13 protein-coding genes are annotated in these 15018 nt (G+C 48.2%); 3 read left to right on the forward strand and 10 right to left on the reverse strand.

Annotated elements, in window-relative coordinates; all coding sequences use genetic code 11:
• Nucleotides 1-33 precede the first annotated feature (33 nt).
• The 3 genes from ACXX82_RS11545 (at nt 34) to ACXX82_RS11555 (ending at nt 2628) form a co-directional block, all read left to right on the forward strand.
• Nucleotides 34-402 (forward strand): (2Fe-2S) ferredoxin domain-containing protein, encoded by a 369-nt coding sequence (locus ACXX82_RS11545; protein WP_322234799.1) that lies wholly within the window; start codon nt 34-36, stop codon nt 400-402.
• 155 nt (nt 403-557) lie between these two features.
• Nucleotides 558-1208 (forward strand): alpha/beta hydrolase, encoded by a 651-nt coding sequence (locus ACXX82_RS11550; protein WP_458562952.1) that lies wholly within the window; start codon nt 558-560, stop codon nt 1206-1208.
• 265 nt (nt 1209-1473) lie between these two features.
• Entirely contained in the window at nt 1474-2628 is a 1155-nt protein-coding gene (locus tag ACXX82_RS11555) for a D-alanyl-D-alanine carboxypeptidase family protein (protein WP_322234803.1), read from the forward strand.
• A gap of 206 nt (nt 2629-2834) precedes the next feature.
• Here the strand turns inward: ACXX82_RS11555 and ACXX82_RS11560 are convergent, their stop codons facing one another.
• The 10 genes from ACXX82_RS11560 to epsF all read right to left on the reverse strand — a co-directional run bounded on the left by ACXX82_RS11560 (nt 2835) and on the right by epsF (nt 14970).
• On the reverse strand, nt 2835-4229 hold the full coding sequence (locus ACXX82_RS11560; protein ID WP_322240339.1) for a phosphomannomutase/phosphoglucomutase: 1395 nt from the start codon (nt 4227-4229) through the stop codon (nt 2835-2837).
• A gap of 61 nt (nt 4230-4290) precedes the next feature.
• Nucleotides 4291-5709 (reverse strand): mannose-1-phosphate guanylyltransferase/mannose-6-phosphate isomerase, encoded by a 1419-nt coding sequence (locus ACXX82_RS11565; protein ID WP_458562953.1) that lies wholly within the window; start codon nt 5707-5709, stop codon nt 4291-4293.
• On the reverse strand, nt 5706-6941 hold the full coding sequence (locus ACXX82_RS11570; protein WP_458562954.1) for a nucleotidyltransferase family protein: 1236 nt from the start codon (nt 6939-6941) through the stop codon (nt 5706-5708). The genes ACXX82_RS11565 and ACXX82_RS11570 overlap by 4 nt, the downstream gene beginning before the upstream one ends.
• Nucleotides 6942-7031: 90 nt before the next feature.
• On the reverse strand, nt 7032-7808 hold the full coding sequence (locus tag ACXX82_RS11575; RefSeq protein ID WP_458562955.1) for a WecB/TagA/CpsF family glycosyltransferase: 777 nt from the start codon (nt 7806-7808) through the stop codon (nt 7032-7034).
• Nucleotides 7809-7870: 62 nt separating this feature from the next.
• Nucleotides 7871-9385 carry a lipopolysaccharide biosynthesis protein gene (locus ACXX82_RS11580; RefSeq protein ID WP_322234811.1) on the reverse strand — a complete coding sequence of 505 codons (1515 nt, stop codon included), beginning with the start codon at nt 9383-9385 and terminating at the stop codon, nt 7871-7873.
• Between the two features lie 190 nt (nt 9386-9575).
• The gene (locus tag ACXX82_RS11585; protein WP_458562956.1) at nt 9576-10571 is read right to left on the reverse strand and encodes a glycoside hydrolase family 5 protein; all 996 of its coding nucleotides are present in this window, start codon (nt 10569-10571) and stop codon (nt 9576-9578) included.
• Between the two features lie 95 nt (nt 10572-10666).
• Nucleotides 10667-11767, reverse strand: coding sequence for an acyltransferase family protein (locus tag ACXX82_RS11590; protein ID WP_322234815.1), 1101 nt, complete (start codon nt 11765-11767; stop codon nt 10667-10669).
• Nucleotides 11768-11892: 125 nt separating this feature from the next.
• On the reverse strand, nt 11893-12159 hold the full coding sequence (locus tag ACXX82_RS11595) for a hypothetical protein (RefSeq protein ID WP_458562957.1): 267 nt from the start codon (nt 12157-12159) through the stop codon (nt 11893-11895).
• Nucleotides 12160-12171: 12 nt separating this feature from the next.
• Entirely contained in the window at nt 12172-13446 is a 1275-nt protein-coding gene (locus ACXX82_RS11600; RefSeq protein ID WP_322234818.1) for a polysaccharide polymerase, read from the reverse strand.
• A gap of 165 nt (nt 13447-13611) precedes the next feature.
• Nucleotides 13612-14970: a chain length determinant protein EpsF gene (epsF, locus tag ACXX82_RS11605; RefSeq protein ID WP_458562958.1), complete on the reverse strand. Its 1359-nt coding sequence runs from the start codon at nt 14968-14970 to the stop codon at nt 13612-13614.
• Nucleotides 14971-15018: the final 48 nt, after the last annotated feature.

A 15018-nucleotide genomic window follows, 5' to 3' on the forward strand; every position in this document is an offset into this window, starting at 1 on the left:
TCCTAACTACTTTCTTTTTAGAGCTGTCCAGCTATGAGCGATAACCTGAGCGAAATTCCCTCCACCGAACCAACAGAAATTGGCTCCGTACCGCCTTTTTATGCCCATCATGTGTTTTTTTGCCTAAACCAGCGCGCACCGGGTGATCGAGTATGTTGTGCCAATAACGGCGCGCAAGCCGCCCAAGAGCATGCCAAGCGCCGTATCAAAGCACTCGGTCTGGCTGGCGACGGCAAGGTCAGAATCAATAAAGCCGGTTGTCTTGAACGTTGTGAAGAAGGCCCTGCGTTAGTTATTTATCCAGAAGGCGTCTGGTATACCTACGTCGATACGGAGGACATCGACGAAATTATCGACGTGCATATCGTCGGTGGAAAAATCGTTGAGCGTTTGAAAATTTAATTCCGAGAGTTTATACGTCATTATTTTTCAGCATAATATCCGCCTTATTATTTCTATCATTGGCTGACATGGACGAACAAAAATCCCCCTGAATGCGATACTATTTTTAGTCGCCGGGTATGTCAGCCAATTCGTTGAGAATCAAACGAGAAGACATGAACGCACAGACCACCTCTTTTTCTATTACCGGTCCCTCTGGCGCACTTGAATGTGCGCTGGACCTTCCCGCTTCGGATCAATTTCCAGAGCCAAGAGGTTTGGCGCTGGTCGCCCACCCACATCCGCTATATGGCGGAACAATGGACAATAAGGTTGCACAAACCTTGGCGCGTGGATTTCTGGCATTGGGATATGTGGCGGTTCGGATGAATTTCCGCGGTGTCGGAAATTCATCCGGGGTCTACGATGAAGGTCGTGGTGAGACCGATGATATGGCCGCGTTGCTGGTCCACATGCGCGAAAAATATCCCGCATTGCCACTAGCGCTTGGTGGTTTTTCATTTGGCACTTTTGTGCAGTCACAATTGCAGCAACGGTTGATTACGGCCGGTTCGCCAGCAGAACGGTTGGTATTGGTTGGCACTGCTGCTGGAAAATGGCCAATGCCGACAGTTCCCGCAAACAGTATTTTGATTCATGGTGAACTCGATGAAACCATTCCGTTAAGTGCGGTATTTGAATGGGCGCGTCCGCAAGACATTCCGGTTATCGTCATTCCTGGTGCGGATCATTTTTTTCATCGCAGATTGCAACATATTAAGAACTTGATGGTCGAAATGTGGCATCGGGAATCCAAGGCCGGCTAAAGCGGCTATGCACACAAAATAATGAGTCGAAATGGCATGTCATTGTTCGGCGATTTTTGTCGATATTGGACTTGAAATCGTGACCACGTTATCTTGCGCAACTGAGGAGGCTATAATTCCGGTTAATTGTTTTTTTGTAGTTCCCTGGTTAAGTGCGTCTTTACCCTCTGGTTCTGCTACCTATTCATCCGTGCGATAGCTGTTTGCTGTCTGTCGTGCCAACGTCCTTAACACCGACTTCACCGATTTCATTCACTTATACCCTATGAAAAAAATATTCGCAGCCTTAGCTGCAACACTCTTGTCCGCTTCGGTTGCTTTTGCCCAGACATTGCCACCGCCATCCGTCGCTGCCAAATCCTGGTTATTGTTGGATACCACCAGCAATCAAATCGTTGCCTCGGGAGATGCCGATTTACGCGTCGAACCCGCATCGTTAGCCAAGATCATGACCGCCTATGTCGTGTTTGACGCTCTGAAGGACAAAAAACTGACGCTCGATCAGATGGTGACCGTCTCCGTACGCGCCTGGAAAGTTGATCCGAGCAGCTCGAAAATGTTTATTGATCCAGCGACGCCGGTATCGATCAGTGACCTGTTATATGGCCTGATGGTAGTTTCGGGTAATGACGCAGCAGTGGCATTGGCCGAAGCAGTATCCGGTACTGAAGACGCATTTGTGGTGCAAATGAACCGCGAAGCGCAGCGCATGGGCATGAAATCGACCCACTTTGGCAATCCGCATGGCCTGCCGAGCGCCGATACCTACACAACGTCACGGGATCTGGCGGTACTTGCCGCCCACGTTATCGTTGATTTTCCAGAGTTTTATAAAATCGATTCAACAAAAACGTTTACCTATAACAAGATCAAACAACCCAATCGCAACCGCTTGCTCTGGTCCGATCCTTCTGTTGATGGCATGAAGACCGGTCATACTAACAGCGCCGGTTATTCGATTATTGCATCTGCCAAACGTCCCAATGGTACTGGCGAACGTCGTTTGCTGGCAGTTGTTGTGGGGACCAACTCCGACCAGACGCGTACGCAGGAAGCGCAAAAATTATTGAACTGGGGTTTCCAGAACTTTGACACCGTCAAGCTCTATTCAAAGGGACAGGCGCTGGCCACGCCGCAGGTATGGAAGGGGTCAAAAAGCGAAATCAAGGTTGGATTTGACCGCGACATATTCGTGACGGTACCAAAAGGTGTCGCCGAAAAAATCAAACCAGTATTGGAGCGTACAGATCCGCTCATCGCTCCCATTGGCCTCGGCAACAAGATCGGCACATTGAAGATTATGGTGGGCGATACCGCGCTGACGCAGTTGGATGTGCTGGCCTTGGAAGAAGTGAATCAGGCGAGTATTTTTGGCCGGATCTGGGATTCGATTCGTTTGTTCTTCAAGAAGCTTTGGTAGTCTATTCAAATTAATCGGTTGAATGAGTGAATGAGTGAATAGCGCCCCTGTCATGCACGTGACCGGGGCGCAGTTATGTGGCGATGATGTGACTTCATTGGCTAGTTGCATGCTCAACGTGGATTTTTTTCGGGCGCCGCAATAATGTGATCGGTCACTAAACTCGGTAACAGTCGCAATATTGTGTTTTGTAAAACGAACACCAGTTAAAAATTTAAAACAGCATCCGGTTTCTCCAACAAAATCACGCGCTTAAACTCCGCCTGTATCCGTGCCAGCGCATCTTCCGATTCGGCCTCAAAACGCATGACTGCCACCGGCGTGGTATTCGATGCCCGCACCAATCCAAAACCATCCGAATATTCGACGCGCAGCCCATCAATCTTGATAATCTTATCAGCACCGGGGAACTCCGCTTGCTCTTGAAGAGCGGCAATTAGCGTGAAGTTTTCACCTTCGGCCAATGTTAATTGCAACTCAGGCGTACTAGTCGATTGCGGTAGTGCATTGAGCACCGCAGACGGATCACTTTCCCGACTTAACAATTCCAGCAATCGGACACCGGCATACAAGCCGTCGTCAAAACCATACCAACGGTCTTTGAAAAACACATGCCCACTCATTTCACCGCCCAGCGGCGCACCGGTCTCACGCATCTTGGCTTTGACCAGTGAATGGCCGGTTTTCCACATCAGCGGCTTGCCACCGTGCTGCGTAATCCATGGCGCCAGATGGCGCGTGCATTTGACGTCGTACAAAATTTCCTGGCCCGGATGACGGGTCAGGACATCAGCGGCAAACAGCATCAATTGCCGATCCGGATAAATGATCTGACCATCTTTGGTGACGACGCCCAGACGATCGCCATCGCCGTCGAACGCCAGGCCAATTTCTGCGTCAGAGGTTTGCAGCGCCCGAATGACATCCTGCAAATTCTCCGGATGCGCTGGATCGGGATGGTGGTTCGGAAATGTTCCGTCAACCTCACAAAACAATTCTTGCACTTCGCAACCCAGGGCGCGATAGAGTTCTCCGGCAAACGCACCTGCCACGCCATTGCCGCAATCGACCACAATTTTCATCGGCTTTGCTAGTTTGACGTCACTGAGAATGCGCTGAAGGTAGGCTCCCTTAATATTGTGGGTGCAGTAACCACCCGGATGCTGGACTTGCGCGGCGGCCGCTGTCGCCGCACCTGAGACGATGCTCCGATAGAGTGCCTGAATGGTTTCACCATACATAGCTTCACCCGCCAGAACCATTTTGAAGCCGTTGTAATCGGGAGGATTGTGACTACCGGTGACCATGACGCCGGATTGTGTGCCCAACATATGCGTCGCAAAATACACCATTGGCGTGACGACAACGCCGAGGTCAATCACATCCACGCGCAAGTCTTGCAATCCTGCTACAAGGGCCGCCGCCATCTCAGCGCCCGATAACCGGCCATCACGGCCGACTATGACGGTTTTTTGACCTTTCGCAAGCGCGGCCAAACCGAAAGCCCGACCGATTTGCCGGGCTACATTAGCATCGAGCGTTTTATTTATGACGCCGCGGATGTCGTAGGCTTTAAATATAGAACTTTGTATTGATGGCATCATTTTTAATCCGTTGCTGAAGAGAAAAGTCATAGAACATAAACAACGCCAAAAAGTCTCTCTAATTTCGCTTGTATATGTCCTCGAATCGCACGATATCGTCTTCTCCGAGATAGCCGCCGGATTGAATTTCTATGAGATGCAATGGCATTTTCCCGGGGTTTTCCAGTCGGTGTTTTTCGCCGATAGGTATATACGTTGATTCGTTTTCAGTAAGAAATTTCTCCTCGTCTCCGCAGGTAATGCGCGCTGTTCCGCTTACCACGACCCAGTGTTCGGCGCGATGATGGTGCATTTGCAGCGATAGCTTTCCACCAGGATTAACTGTGATGCGCTTCACCTGGAAACGATTGCCAAGGTCGATTCCCTCATAACTTCCCCAAGGCCGATAGACGGTTGTGTGATTCAAATGTTCGGTACGATTATTTTTTTGCAATTCTTCGACGATCTTTTTTACTCTTTGAACCTGATCTTTATGAACTACCAATACCGCATCCTTGGTTTCGATAACTATCAGATTCTCAACGCCGACCACTGCCACCAAGCGACTTTCTGCACGAATCATTGAATTTTTAACATGGTCGGTATACACGTCGCCACGGAGTACATTGCCTTCGATATCGGCATCCAGTATTTGCGACAACGCAGACCACGATCCGACATCGTTCCAGCCTATCTCTGCTGGGACCACGACTGCATGGGCAGTGTGTTCCATTACTGCATAGTCGATCGACTCGGATGGACATTCCGCAAAGAGAACCTCATCGAGACGACAGAAGTCCAGATCGCTGTAGGCGTCCTTGAACGCTTTCTGACAACTGACGGCGATTGCTGGACGAAAGGCGGTGAGTTCTTCTAGGTAGCGCGACGCCAGAAACAAAAACATCCCACTGTTCCAGCTATAAGCAGGGTCTGCAATGAGCATTTCCGCGGTCGAACTATCTGGCTTCTCTACAAATCTTTCAACGGCGTAACAACCTTCAGTTCCGTCTGCCAACTTGCCACGGCGAATATAGCCGTAGCCAGTCTCCGGCCCGGACGGCACTATACCGAAGGTTGCCAGAGCACCGTTGCATGCAGCTTGTGCCGCACGCTGCACCGCCACATGAAAAGCCTTAACATCCGCAATCATATGGTCGGCAGGAAGCACTAGCATGAGTGCCTCTTTATCCTCTTTTAATAAAAAATGTGCGGCAGCGGCCACCGAAGGAGCAGTATTTTTTCCGCATGGCTCCAGTAAGATGCCCGTGGGTGCCACACCGATGGCGCGCAATTGCTCTGCCACAAGAAATCGATGTTCGTTACCGCAGGTGATGAGCGGCGGCATCAATTCAGTCCAATCCAATAACCGCAACAGCGTTTCCTGCAACATCGAATAATTAGAGCATAAGGGCAATAGTTGCTTGGGCAGCGCCTCACGCGATAATGGCCATAAGCGTGTGCCGGCACCGCCAGCGAGAATAACCGGATAGATTCTCATGCGGCACCTACCGGCAGGCCTGCGTTGAGGTCCCATCTGGGCTCTTGCAGATTATATTGTGACTCTGGCTTCACTAAAGTTGGCGATTCTATTGATAATACCGGCGTCAACACCGGCAGCGCTACCGATCGCTTATCGCGGGCATCGCCCCACGCGTGATGACCGGCTTCTGGTAAGTGCACCATTTCACCGGCACGGTTCACGCTATAGTCTTTGACTATAACCATTTCTTCGAGATAAGCGCCAGGGAAAATTCGCGTGTATTCAAATAAGGCGCTACGCACCACCTTCGAACCGGAACAAATGTGACTGCCATGTCCGATCCAGGTCGGCCCGATGATGGTAGAGCCAGCCTCAATCTGGCAACCGGCACCAATATAAACTGGCCCCTGAATGATCGTGTCTTGCCAGTTAATCTGGGTATTGAGACCCACCCATACACCATCGGCAATAGGTGTTCCCGGGACTTGAAGTTGCGCCACCTGGCCTAAAAGAACGCGTTGCATCACGCTCAGATAATCGGTGACGGTGCCAATGTCAATCCAGTTAAAGAACCGTTGTTGGGCGTAAAACGTTAGACCCTTTTCAGCCATCAACGGAAACAGATCAGAGCCGATGTCGAAGATCGTGCCAGAAGGAATCAGATCAATGGCCTCGGGCTCAAAGATATAGATTCCAGTGCTCGCAAAATTGGAGAGTGCTTCTTCTTGTTTCGGCTTTTCCTGAAACGATTTGATCCGTCCATCGGAGTCGGTCACCACCACGCCATAGTTATCGACTTTATCCCACGGTACTTTTTTGGTGATTACACTGACCATTGCACCTTTTTGCTTATGTTCAAGCAGCGCGGAAGCCAAATCCAGATCAATGAGCGCATCGCCACATATTACAATAGTCGTATCGTCGAAGAAGTTCGCAAACTCCTGAATTTTCTTGATGCCGCCAGCAGAACCTAAAGGTTCAGCAATCAGTTCCCCGCGCTCGTTGACATAACCTTCAAAGGAATAGCCGATCTGAACGCCGAACTGACTTCCATCCCCGAAGTAGTCTTCAATTTTTTTGTGCAAATAACTCACGTTCACCATAATATTTCGCACGCCATAACTGGCAAGAAATTCGACCAGATAAGCCATTACCGGTTTTCCCATAATCGGTATCATTGGTTTCGGAAGATCATAGGTCAAAGGACGAACCCGCGTACCCTTGCCAGCTGCCAATATCATTGCTTTCATTTTGTATACCTCGAAAATTTAATATTTAATTGCGGCTAATATTTTCAAATTTCCACCTGTCCGTCATGCCCTAAGTGCGGCGTTGTTACTTCAGACTTTAAGGTTTGTCGCGTGTCTAATTGATCTGTTGGGACGGTCGCCACGATGCTTCTGGCATGCAATCAAAAATTGGATAATGTCGATGGTGTAGCGTCGAATTAAGCGGCGGGGTTCAAGCCATAATCGATACAACCACTCGAGCCGGATGCTTTGTAAAAAAATGGGGGCGCGTGTTTTTTCGCCACTCCAAAACTCGAACAATGCCCCGACGCCGATCACGACATTTGCATGTAGCTTGCTGCGATTCAATAGTATCCATTCCTCTTGAATCGGATTGCCGAGGGCGACCAGCACCACTTCTGCATGAGAGAGGTTGATTGCTTCAATTAATTCGGCGTGATCATGTTCAAGGCCGGTATATCCGTCGCACTTGCCTACGACCGTCTGGCCTAACGCCATCTGAACATGTTCAACTGCTTTGGCGAGAGTTTCGGGCTTTGCCCCAAGCATAAATACACGCAGTGGTCTTTGTACCCCAGAAAAAAAATAGGGGATGAAATTCGTTCCGTTTAAATTTTCCGTAAATTTTTCACGACGGAACAAAAATGCGGCAATATCCAAGCCAATGCCATCATTAACAATGGTGGTGGAATTACTTTTCATTGTCCCTAGGAGATAGCGGCACTGAACGATAAAATTCGTGTTGGCAAAAAATAGTGACACCTTTCGTTCTTTCTTTACGGTTTGACGCAAGTATCTGGCCAATACTGGTGAAGTCGTCCTAGTGACCGGATAACCCGCGATAGCAATACATTTTTCTTCATTCATCAATAACTCCCTAAAAAAAACTTCTTACTACGCGGCCGCAGAGCAGTGCAACGGGCCACCGGTCAAAGTATTTCACTTGATGATCGCGTAAAGAATCGACGAACCCGCAGTGCTGCCATCAGCATTTCGTGCCAGGAACTGTTGAATGCTCTTATTTTCCAACCGGTAATAACGACGATGAATGGATACAAGAGGCAAGACACAAGTACGCCACCGCCAATAGAAGCCACATCGGTTAAATGATCCGGGATACACAGTAAATAGACGCTGAGTCCTACAAATAACATCACGCTGCCGACTAGAGGCGGAGCCAGCGCGTGCCACATCATGCGAAGGTTTAGATTAAGTATTCGATTCAGAAATACCTGCGAAATCGGATACACCAGCAAAAAGGCCCCACAAAATGAGAGGCTCATTCCGATCAATCCGAAGTTTTGAAAGATCGCAGAAAATCCTGCTGCCAGTAGTAATTGGATTATTCCCAGCAGTACTGGAACACGATTCTTACCCATCGCAAAAAACAGATAATCATTTAACTGCGTGACCGAGGACAGCAAATACAACACTGCTAATGCAGCAATCGTTGGTGCGGCAGGCAACCACTTCGTGCCGAACACTATCGCTACCAAAGGCTTCGCCAGCACCGCTTGAAAACATAGCAATGGCGCAACGCAGAAAATAGTGATCCCGAGTATTTTTAAATATCCTCTACGCAGCGCTGCTAAATCGGTACCCGCATCCGAGAATACGGGTAGTGCGACTTTGTGCATGGAGCTGGAGATGACCAGATACACGGCCGAGGTGACGCGCTTGGCAAGGTTATAGACGCCGGTAGCATATGGGCCAAGCAGTAAACTGACTAGTAATGCATCACCGTTGGTATTGACAAAACCAAGCAAACCGGACAATCCGACCTGGCGAATATCTGCCAGATAACGGCGCATCAGGGCGCTGTCGAAAACCATCCGTGGCAGCCAGCGACTTTGGGCAACAACCAACAGCAGGCCGAGACCGGATGCCGTTACCTGCTGTACTACCAGAGACATGCCGCCCCATCCATGCGCGGCCAGATAGATGCCGACCAGGCCACCGACGGTTATGGAGACAATGGACCGCACAGCGAGTTGTCGGAACATCATGTTGCGCACTAACCTGGCTTCATAGGCGCGCACTAAACCGTAAAACACAATCGATAAACTCATGCCTTGCAGCACCACTTTTAGGTCGGGTGCGCGAAATAGTGCAGAAATCAATCCAGCCGAAAAAAACATCGCGCCAGCGAGCACCAGGCTTGCCAACATGCAGCAGGTGAATACCCAAGAGTAAAGGCGGTCGGTTGGATCTTTTGTCCGCACGATGGGCATAGCAATCGCATCGAATACGACAAGTCGGGTGAAGAGGATAAAAAGATGGGCGGTCGTCAGCAAGCCAAAAGCATCGGGCGCAAGAAAGCGCGCCAGAACGGCAAAGATAATGAAAGACAAGGCTTGCTGAGCAAGGTTATCTACGATCGACCAGATCGAACCTGAAGCAACACCGCCCGATTGATTAATCTTCATCGCGGCGCTTCGTTCCATTTGATGTTCGGTTTCCCCATCATGTGTGTTCCTGTTTTTCGTTTATATTTTTGAAGTGGTCAACAATGCGTATTGGCTGAATACTCATTGATGTCATGCCACGTAATTGCCACATGAGTGCCGCATAAGTGCCAAGTAAATGCTAAATAAGCGATACAACAAGAGTGACATTTAGGCCAACTCAAGAGGGTTACATCGCTTGCTTTAACACCGCCATTTGTGGTTTCTCACCGTTTGCGTCGGGCAGCAGGTTGTATGGATATTCTGCTAACCATGGACCAGTCGACCAATAGGTCCAGCCGCGCCACGCCGAAGCGTTTTTTGTACTGTTGACAATGGCCGCTAACGCTGCCAAACATGGTGAAGTGGGATAGACCCCTACCTCCCCAAGAAATAAACGGTGTTGCGTCGAGATTGCCCATTTCGTCAGCTTTGACATGACCGTGGTTAATATTGCGGGATCAACACAGGTGTTATGGGTGCCCGAGAAATCTTCATCCGCATACTGATGAGTTTCGATCAGGTAATTATTTGCTGCGTCATGAAATGTGCGAAACGCATCCGCATTTGATACTCCGCTAGCGTCTGCAAACCACGCATGTGCACCACTCCAGCTTCCGCCCGCAACCAGAATCAGATTTTTGGCACCATTTTTCCGTAAAGCATCAACTGTTTCCTGCGCTGTTGCAGCCCATTTCGCTATCGGCAACTTACTTGGTTCGTTCATCAAATCGAACGCGACGTTAGTTGGGTCCGTGAAGTGCGGCAGTAACCGCTTCCAAAGATCGACCAGAGCGGCTGGTGGCACGGTAACCGAGCCGATAGGCTGACCGCGATATTCACCGTAATTGTGCACGTCAAGAATGATGCAGACATCCAGCAAACGTGCATCGGCGACTGTATCCATCATTAATTTGAGCTGCGGCGCGTCAAGGTCGCCGAATAGCGCTGGTTGGATTCGCTCCCATAAAAAAGGCAGCCGAAAAGTATTCATTCCTTGTGATTGAAAATGGCGCATATCGGCGATATCGGGATAGATATAATCGTGAAAAACTAATCCCGGTAACTTATTTGCGGCAAACTCCGCACCGCTTAAATTGACGCCGGTCAGGCGTTTGCTATCAAGGCAATTAGCAACTGCGCCATGTGTTATTGCAAAACAGCCCGCCAGGACGGCGAGAAACATTTTGACCGAAAATCCACTCCTCAAAGTGTGGCGGTGCGCAAATCTTATGGTATTTATAAAGGATTGTAATACGTCGCTACAGAAGTTTTTCATGGTCAGTTACCACCCTTGACGGAGAACGGTTGTGTACTTTTCGCGACTGGAAATAGCCCTAGGACCCTCTTCTTTAAACGATTTCCGAGAGATTTAATGAGGCGCGCTCCAGGCTTCTCGATATACTGAAAGTTAAGCCAGGAAACCAGCAAGACGATGATGACAAGTGAGGTGAAGAAAATAATATTAGCCCCGATCGAAACAAGATCAGCAGGCTGCCCTGGAAGAATTTTTTTGTATAAATACAGCACAGGCATATGCAGTAAATAAATTGAAAAGCTGCATTCACCGCAAAAAATAACTAACCTGTTTTCAAGAAATAATTTTCCAATGGCGGACGGAAACGTAAAACTGAAAACAAGAAAAGCGCCAAAAATTGCCGTCAATATGCTGTTGTAAAATTCTTTATTATCTGCGAATGGTAAAGATATCAATCCCATCTCCATTAATACTACCAACGAGACTAGAGCCAAATGTAAGAGCGTCATTGCTTTTCTGCCTTGTCCCTCCTTAATTTTTGAACGCATTGCACCAGCAATTACGCCGAACAAAAAAAAGTGCAGCTTTGAGCCCACAAAAGTTCCAGGAAAAATATCCCGGTATGACAATAAGACTATGCTGCCGAGAATCAAAGCCAGAAGGGCAACAATATCGAATCGCACCACGAGACGGCTGGCCGCAGCCCAGATAAAAATAAAGAGAAAATAGAATTCAACTTCGGGCGTAATGCTCCAGAAAACAGCTATGTTTCCGGAAAAAAGAATATGGCGAATAATATTTCTGTTTGTAATATCGTAAATAAAATGTGGATCAAGTTTCGTACTGATGATGTAAGCGATAAAAATAATAAACAAATAAGCAGGCGCGATTCTTGAAAATCTGGAGATTGCATACTCGATCACATCTGACGCCGAGAAATTTTTTTCTATGTAAAGATAAGCCATCAAAAAACCGCTGAGCGAAAAGAAAATCGTTACGCCGATTTCGCCGGAAAAATTTGTTCTCAGAGGAAGCGAAAACCAACTTACGAAATGCGTATACATCACCATTAACGCTGCTATTCCACGTAATCCGGTAATTTCATTTATTTTCGTTTTTGTCATGGCTGTATTAGACTCAATGTTATTCAAAACTATTTTTGATTAAAAAAAAGATAAGGCGTTTTAACGTGACATCATATTTTTTAAAGACATCTGCATATTTATTGGCGATATCTCGCCAGATCACGTCAGCGTCGACGACATGCTGTAATACCTGAGGGCAAAGGGGAGCCGGTATTGCCGTGAAATGGAAGTCTCAGAACACCGATACCATTCACCACCGCGTCAGGTGCGAGGAATTCCGCAGAGTTTCTAAACAATCGGTTAAGCGTCATAACCTTCAGAGGTTGGTCATGGTGTTCCCGCTGCTGTCGGGCGATATTTTGTACCACGTCTTCCATGCCACCGAAGGAAAGAGAACGTTGACGCACAATGAGCACGGCTTTAATAGGCATAGTGAAAGTCCTTTATGTTCGGGAGAAGGCTGCAGCGCATCCGGATGTCGCTGGTAATGTCATTTTTTGACGCGCTGCCAGGCAACCGACAAGGAACCAGAGAACGCCAGCGGTCTTCAAAGCGAATAACGACGTTCCGCTGACACTTAAGATCAGCGACATGTATAGGGTGATAGAGGCCCGAAAACGATCGCCTCTTTCGTCCTCCATGTTTACCAACCAGAACGCGATCCATAAAAAGAGACATAGCACCACACCAAGCCTTGTCAGCAGAGACGGATAGCCCATATCGCCGAAATAGATGTCAAATCCAACTCCACCAAATATCATTCCTAAGTCCAGACTCAGCAGCATCTTGCCACTAACGAACAGTCGCCCGATCACGCTATCGCTATACCGACCGTCAAAAAATAGGGCAATGCTCAACAGCATTCCTACGATAAGTAATGGCAAAGCAATCATCCAGATATTTTTTTTACTGAAAGGGATGCAGCGCATCAACACCAGAAAAGCTAAAGTAATCAATCCGTAGCGCGAGTCACTTAATGCAATCATCGTCATGGCTGCAAACACAAAGAAAAGCATGTTGACGAGATCGTTACTTCGCTTAGATAAACCCCACGCTCCGATGATCACCGCAAAATTACCAAGCGATACTGGCTCAAGAAAAATCGACGATATTCGGTGACCGCCAAGTAAGGCTGGCAAGATCGTTCTCCCAATGCCCTCCGGCCGCATGCCGTTCAGTCCTAAGACGCTGCCCTTAGTCCAATTCGAACCTGCTATCAGGCCGCCCTGAGTGACGTAATACGAAAAGATATTAAAAATACGGGAAAACGCATCCAGAAAAAATAATTCGAAAAAACCAAAAAATAGCACCACGAGCACCATCATTTTGAGTACACGGTCGGCATAATTGCTATCCCCAATATGACGCCCAAGAGCGTAAAACAGGAGTGGAATCATCACGTCCCGGAAACCCTTTGGATCTAGTTGGTTACGAAAAATCGCCATCAAAAACAGGTATGTCCCGACCAACGCGGCAACTGCCAGAAATTCAAGTCTGATGTGTCGGACCAATACCAGGAGAGCGGCAAGATAGATGAACGCTTCTGTTAATTCCACGCCAGCCATGGAAATGGGATGAATATTCGTATGGATCGCACACAAGACTGTCTGATACACCAATGCGCCGATCAAAATCCAAAATACCAGACCTTTATCCGGTATCTGTAGATCGAGCTGTCGAGGGAAAATAAAATTCCTGATGGCGGATAAATAATGCATATGGCTTATTGACCTTTAATAACGCAAAACGATTAAATCGGCCCTAAGGCGGTGCGATTGCTAATCACGGGAGCCACCGATGCTCGAAATCCTCGACTAAGTCCTCAATACCAACAATTCCTTTATCCCAGATTCAGTTCGTCCGTAATAATCAATCGACCGATTTCACTTTGGCATGCTCGGTATTGCCCTATTAATGCTGGCAAGCGTGGGCACATTTGGCACTGGGGTATCCCTGCCGGAGCCGACCCCGCGATGCGTCAATTCTTTTAATACAGCGAGTGCCACTCCAAGCATCAATCCCATCAAAATCGACAGAACGACGTTAAATTGAACATTGGGGCTCGACGGATGCATTGGTGTCGTTGCCACACTAAGTAAAGACACATCGGATTGATTGGAATTGCCTTCGAGATTAGAGCGGGTCAGGCGTAAATGGACGGCGTCGTAAGCGTGCTGTGCGTTATCAACATCTTCGACCAGAACTGCAAGCCCATCGCGGAAGCGGTTGAGTTCGAATATCCTGGTTCTTTGTGCCGCAAGTGCGGCGCGCACTTCGGCCTCACGCTGACGTAATATGCGGCCGTTATGCGAAGAGCCGTTATTTGTTGCTTTAATATTGCTGCTTAGCGCATCACGCAGGCCGTCTACTTCCGCTTGTGCAGCCTGATATTGAGGGTGATTAGGTGCCAGATTTTGTGATAACAGCGCAAACTTTGCTTCAGCTAGCGCCAGTGATGATTTCAGCGTCTGAACCAGCGAATTCGCAATGACGTCCGGCGAATCTACACCGCCACTACCCATTGCCTGTTTACTGCGTGACGACGCTTCCATTGCCTGTCCCTGAACGATCACCAACTGACTTGAAAGATCATTTAAACGCAGGGTTTCAACGTCCAGACGTTTATCGGTACTTATTAGTCCGTGCACTTGCTGGTATTCGGATAGGTTATGTTGTGCCGTTTCAAGGTTCGCGCGCAAGGTCTTGATCCTCTGTGCAAAATAGATTGCGGCTTGTCGTAACGGCGCTGCCTTGATTTCGAGACTGACCTGTTGATATGCCTTGGTGAAACCATTTGCCACAGTTGCGGCGAATATTGGATCGTTGTCTCTGACATTAATTTCGACCACGCTACTTTCTCGCGCTGGCGTCACATCGACCATTTTTAGCAACATATCAGCTAGCAAGTCGCTGATCGAGTCGCTACTTGCGATTTTGTCCAAACGCTGGCGTAAAAGTGGATCGTTCGCCAGACCTAGATTGGCAACAACTTTTAATGCCACAGTCTTGCTGGTAATGATGTCCATCTGAGTCGCCATGTAACCGGTAGCTAACTGTGCGGGCAAAATCTCTCCCGACACCGGATCGGTACCTTTATAGTTAATCAGTATCGTGCTTGATGCTTTGTACATTTTTGGTAAAAGTAGACTGACACCAGCAGTCACCATCACCACCAAAAACCATGTTGTGAGCACGATTTTGTAACGAGTACGAAGTATGGTTAACAGTTGATAAAAATTCATGACTGCACCTTTGAAACAAAGCTAGTAAAAAATAAAATTAATGGCGCC

The organism is Glaciimonas sp. GNP009 (assembly GCF_054343755.1).

What these genes read in the sequence shown, in the direction of transcription:
- ACXX82_RS11545 (WP_322234799.1), top strand. Translation starts at nt 34, where the DNA reads ATGAGCGATAACCTGAGCGAAATTCCCTCCACCGAACCAACAGAAATT.
- ACXX82_RS11580 (WP_322234811.1), bottom strand. Translation starts at nt 9,385, where the DNA reads ATGGAACGAAGCGCCGCGATGAAGATTAATCAATCGGGCGGTGTTGCT.
- ACXX82_RS11550 (WP_458562952.1), top strand. Translation starts at nt 558, where the DNA reads ATGAACGCACAGACCACCTCTTTTTCTATTACCGGTCCCTCTGGCGCA.
- ACXX82_RS11560 (WP_322240339.1), bottom strand. Translation starts at nt 4,229, where the DNA reads ATGCCATCAATACAAAGTTCTATATTTAAAGCCTACGACATCCGCGGC.
- ACXX82_RS11590 (WP_322234815.1), bottom strand. Translation starts at nt 11,767, where the DNA reads ATGACAAAAACGAAAATAAATGAAATTACCGGATTACGTGGAATAGCA.
- ACXX82_RS11555 (WP_322234803.1), top strand. Translation starts at nt 1,474, where the DNA reads ATGAAAAAAATATTCGCAGCCTTAGCTGCAACACTCTTGTCCGCTTCG.
- ACXX82_RS11565 (WP_458562953.1), bottom strand. Translation starts at nt 5,709, where the DNA reads ATGAGAATCTATCCGGTTATTCTCGCTGGCGGTGCCGGCACACGCTTA.
- ACXX82_RS11570 (WP_458562954.1), bottom strand. Translation starts at nt 6,941, where the DNA reads ATGAAAGCAATGATATTGGCAGCTGGCAAGGGTACGCGGGTTCGTCCT.
- ACXX82_RS11600 (WP_322234818.1), bottom strand. Translation starts at nt 13,446, where the DNA reads ATGCATTATTTATCCGCCATCAGGAATTTTATTTTCCCTCGACAGCTC.
- ACXX82_RS11585 (WP_458562956.1), bottom strand. Translation starts at nt 10,571, where the DNA reads ATGTTTCTCGCCGTCCTGGCGGGCTGTTTTGCAATAACACATGGCGCA.
- ACXX82_RS11595 (WP_458562957.1), bottom strand. Translation starts at nt 12,159, where the DNA reads ATGCCTATTAAAGCCGTGCTCATTGTGCGTCAACGTTCTCTTTCCTTC.
- ACXX82_RS11575 (WP_458562955.1), bottom strand. Translation starts at nt 7,808, where the DNA reads ATGAATGAAGAAAAATGTATTGCTATCGCGGGTTATCCGGTCACTAGG.
- epsF (WP_458562958.1), bottom strand. Translation starts at nt 14,970, where the DNA reads ATGAATTTTTATCAACTGTTAACCATACTTCGTACTCGTTACAAAATC.